5 protein-coding genes are annotated in these 3,625 nt (G+C 75.0%); 4 read left to right on the top strand and 1 reads right to left on the bottom strand.

Annotation, left to right across the window (positions count from 1 at the left end):
- Window positions 1-714 (top strand): glutathione S-transferase (locus ACIY1X_RS25510; RefSeq protein WP_399686243.1); only part of this gene is annotated, 714 nt, incomplete at its 5' end.
- Between the two features lie 4 nt (window positions 715-718).
- Here the strand turns inward: ACIY1X_RS25510 and rsmI are convergent.
- Window positions 719-1,672, bottom strand: coding sequence for a 16S rRNA (cytidine(1402)-2'-O)-methyltransferase (gene rsmI / locus ACIY1X_RS25505; protein ID WP_399686240.1), 954 nt, complete (start codon window positions 1,670-1,672; stop codon window positions 719-721).
- 1 nt (window position 1,673) lies between these two features.
- On the opposite strand from rsmI, the gene ACIY1X_RS25500 reads away from it, so the two are divergent.
- The 3 genes from ACIY1X_RS25500 (at window position 1,674) to ACIY1X_RS25490 (ending at window position 3,539) form a co-directional block, all read left to right on the top strand.
- The gene (locus ACIY1X_RS25500) at window positions 1,674-2,069 is read left to right on the top strand and encodes a YraN family protein (protein ID WP_399686237.1); all 396 of its coding nucleotides are present in this window, start codon (window positions 1,674-1,676) and stop codon (window positions 2,067-2,069) included.
- Window positions 2,070-2,181: 112 nt separating this feature from the next.
- Entirely contained in the window at window positions 2,182-2,793 is a 612-nt protein-coding gene (locus tag ACIY1X_RS25495) for an SIS domain-containing protein (protein WP_038200166.1), read from the top strand.
- Window positions 2,790-3,539: a BON domain-containing protein gene (locus ACIY1X_RS25490; RefSeq protein WP_399686235.1), complete on the top strand. Its 750-nt coding sequence runs from the start codon at window positions 2,790-2,792 to the stop codon at window positions 3,537-3,539. Before ACIY1X_RS25495 ends, ACIY1X_RS25490 begins: the two co-directional genes overlap by 4 nt.
- Window positions 3,540-3,625: the final 86 nt, after the last annotated feature.

The following is a 3,625-nucleotide window of genomic DNA, read 5'->3' as shown; positions in this document are numbered from 1 at the left end:
CACTACTGGCCCACCATCCAGGGCCGCGGCGAGTTCGTCCGGCTGGCGCTGGAGGCGGCCGGCGCGCCCTACGTGGACGTGGCGCGCGAGCCGCCCGGGCATGGTGGCGGCGAGGACGCGCTGATGCGCACGCTGGGCGATCCGCACAACCCGCGTCCCTCCTTCGCGCCGCCCTTCCTGATCGATGGCGACGTGGTGGTGGGCCAGACGGCCGCCATCCTGCTCTACCTGGGCCCGCGGCTCGGGCTGGTGGCCGAGGGCGAGGCCGACCGCGTGTGGACGCAGCAGCTCCAGCTCACCGTCGCCGACGTGGTGGCCGAGGCGCATGACACGCACCACCCGCTGTCGGTGTCGATGTACTACGAGGACCAGCGCGAGGCCGCGATCGAGCGCAGCCGCGCCTTCTGCCGCGAGCGCATCCCCAAGTACCTCGGCTGGTTCGAGCAGGTGCTGGTGCGCAACCCGGCCGGCCCGGCGCACCTGGTGGGCGATGCGCTCAGCTATGCCGACCTGTCGCTGTTCCAGCTGGTGGCCGGGCTGCGCCATGCCTTCCCGCAGGCCGCGAAGCGGGCACTCGCCCGCACGCCGTCCGTGGTGCAGCTGCACGACCGCGTGCAGGCCGTGCCCCGCGTGGCGGCCTACCTGCGCAGCCCGCGGCGCATCGCCTTCAACGAGGAAGGCATCTTCCGGCGCTATCCCGAGCTCGACCTCTGAATGCTCAGGCGTCCGGCGCCGCCTGCTGCAGCGCCACCGCCCGCGCATAGAGCGCATTGCGCGGCGCGCCGGTGATCTGCGCGGCCAGCCGTACCGCGCCCTTGGTCGGCAGCTCGGCCAGCAGCAGGCCGAGCACGCGCTCGGCCTCGGCGTCCAGCGCCGGCTCGGCCCCGCCGGCGGCGGGGCGCGCGAGCGGGTGCAGCGCCAGCACGAACTCGCCGCGCGTGCGCTGCGGCGCGGCGGCCAGCCAGGCCGCCAGTTCCTGCGCCGGCAGCGTGGCGATCTCCTCGAACTGCTTGGTCAGCTCGCGCCCCACGGTGACGGGGCGCTCGCCCAGCGCGGCCAGCGACTGCGCCAGCGCCTCGATGCGGTGCGGCGCCTCCAGCAGCAGCACGGCGCGGTGCTCGGCGGCGAGCAGCCGCAGCGCCGCCTCGCGCTCCTGCCCGCGCGACGGCAGGAAGCCGGCGAAGACGAAGGCGCCGCCCGCGTCGTCCACCAGGGCGGCGGCGCTGACCAGCGTGGTGACGCTGCTGGCGCCGGGCAGCGGCAGCACGCGGTGCCCGGCCGCGCGCACGGCGGCGGCGAGGCGGGCGCCGGGGTCGCTCACGCCGGGCGTGCCGGCGTCGCTGACGAAGGCGATGCGCTGGCCCGCGGCCAGCCGCGCGACCACCGCCTGCGCCGCCTCGGCCTCGTTGTGCTGGTGCACCGCCAGCAGCTGCGCGGCGGGCCGCTCGATGCCGTAGGCGCGCAGCATCTGCTGCGTGTGGCGCGTGTCCTCGCAGGCGACCGCGTCGGCGATCTGCAGCACGTGCAGCGCGCGCAGCGTGATGTCGGCCAGGTTGCCGATCGGCGTGGCGACGGCGTAGAGCGTGCCCCCCGGATAATGCTGCGCGCCCGCCGCCTCGCGTGCGGCTTGCAGGGCGGCGCCGAAGGAGGCGCTGGAAGTCAGGGAGGTCACGATGGGTTTTCTGTCTCGCGTCGTCGCGGGCGCCGCGCGCGCCACGACCAAGTCGCTGGGCGACGCCGCCGAGGACGCGGCGCTGGCGCACCTGCGCGCTGCCGGCCTGGCGCTGCTGGCGCGCAATTATCGAACCCCCGGCCGCGGCGGCGGCGAGATCGACCTGGTGATGCGCGAGCCCGGCGGCACGCTGGTCTTCGTCGAGGTGCGGCGCCGCGGCAGCGCGGCCCACGGCGGCGCCGCGGCCAGCATCGGCGCGGCCAAGCGCCGCCGCATCGTCTTCGCCGCGCGGCACTACCTGCTGCGCCTGCCCTCGCCGCCGCCCTGCCGCTTCGACGCGGTGCTGGTGGAGCCCACGGGCATCACCTGGCTGCGCGCCGCCTTCGACGCGGAATGAGGCCGCCCCCAAGCCGGGAACCTCGCACGCAGCATCGCGCTCCATTCCACGCATGCGCGGCGCCGTCCTGCACGTTTGGTTGCAGGGCCCGCCGCTATCATCGCCCGCCAACATGCTCGAGCTTCGCATCCAGCAGCATTTCATCGACAGCGCCGACCTCAAGTACCAGGGTGGTCCGGGGCTGAGCAAGCCGCTCGTGCAGGCCGTGCAGGCGCTGCTGGCCTGCGTCACCAGCGGCGGCAAGGTGCTGGCCTGCGGGGCCGGCGTGTCCGGCCTGCTGGCCGCGCAGTTCGCCGCGCAGTTCGTCGGCCGCTTCGAGCGCGAGCGGCCCTCGCTGGCCGCCCTGGCCATCGACGGCCCGCTGAGCGACCCGCAGGCCGACACGCGCGCTGCCGCCGACGCCCAGGGCTTCGCGCGGCAGGTGCGCGTGCTGGGCGAGGCGGGCGACGTGCTGCTGGCCCTCACGCCCAGCGGCGAGTCGGCCGCCGTGCTGGCGGCGGTGTCGGCGGCGCACGAGCGCGAGATGACCGTGATCGCCCTGACCGGCGGCGTCGGCAGCGGGGCCGGCGGCGCCGTCGGCCGCGCGCTGCGCGAGACGGACGTGCAGGTCTGCGTGCCGCACGAGCGGCCGCTGCGCGTCCATGAAGTCCACCTCACCGCGCTGCACTGCCTGTGCGACGCGGTGGATGCCCAACTACTCGGAGAACAGGAAGTTTCGCCATGACGATCACGACCCTTCGCACCCGTTCGACGGCGCCGCTGCGCCTGGCCGCCGCGGCGCTGGCGGCCTGCACGCTGGCCGGCGCGCTCTCGGCCTGCGTGCCGCTGGTGGTGGGCGGCGCCGCCGCCGCCGGGGTGGGCCTGATGGCCACCGACCGCCGCAGCTCCGGCGCCCAACTGGACGACCAGGCCATCGAGCTGCGTGCCGCCGCGCGCATCCGTGAGATCGCCAACGACCAGATGAACGTCACCGTCATCAGCTTCAACCGCACGGCGCTGGTGATCGGCACCGTGGGCAGCGAGCAGGACAAGGCCCGCGCCGGCGAGGCGGTGCGCACCACGCCCAACGTGCGCCACGTGGTCAACGAGGTGGTGGTCGGCCCGGCGCTCGACATCCGGCGCCGCTCCAACGACACCTACATCACCAGCAAGGTCAAGGCCTCGCTGCTGGACGCCAGCGACGTGCCGGCCAACTCGATCAAGGTCGTGACCGAGGGCGGCGCGGTCTACCTGATGGGCCTGGTCACGCGCCGCGAAGGCGACCGCGCCACCGACATCGCGCGCGGCATCTCGGGCGTGGTGAAGGTGGTGCGAGTGTTCGAGTTCATCGACGAGGGCGCCACCGCCGTGCCGGGCGGCACCGGCGCGCCGCCGCAGGCCACGCCCACCGAGGGCTCGCACGTGCCGCTGCCGCCGATGGACTCGCCGCCGCCGGCCGCACCGGGCGTGGTGACGACGCCCGTGCGCTGAAAAGAAACTGACGCAACGCTTCCGATCCGAAGGCCGCGGAGCAGGCCATGCGGGAACACCCGCGGAACTGGCTCTGCCAGGCCGCA

Source organism: Xenophilus sp. (assembly GCF_044462705.1).
GTDB classification, from domain to species: Bacteria; Pseudomonadota; Gammaproteobacteria; order Burkholderiales; family Burkholderiaceae_C; genus Xenophilus; species Xenophilus azovorans.
Note: the sequence above shows the minus strand (reverse complement) of the source record. Positions and strands in the feature narration are given on the sequence as shown.

Coding starts and splice junctions, on each gene's coding strand:
- ACIY1X_RS25495 (WP_038200166.1), top strand. CDS start 2,182: ATGCTCGAGCTTCGCATCCAGCAGCATTTCATCGACAGCGCCGACCTC.
- ACIY1X_RS25500 (WP_399686237.1), top strand. CDS start 1,674: ATGGGTTTTCTGTCTCGCGTCGTCGCGGGCGCCGCGCGCGCCACGACC.
- ACIY1X_RS25490 (WP_399686235.1), top strand. CDS start 2,790: ATGACGATCACGACCCTTCGCACCCGTTCGACGGCGCCGCTGCGCCTG.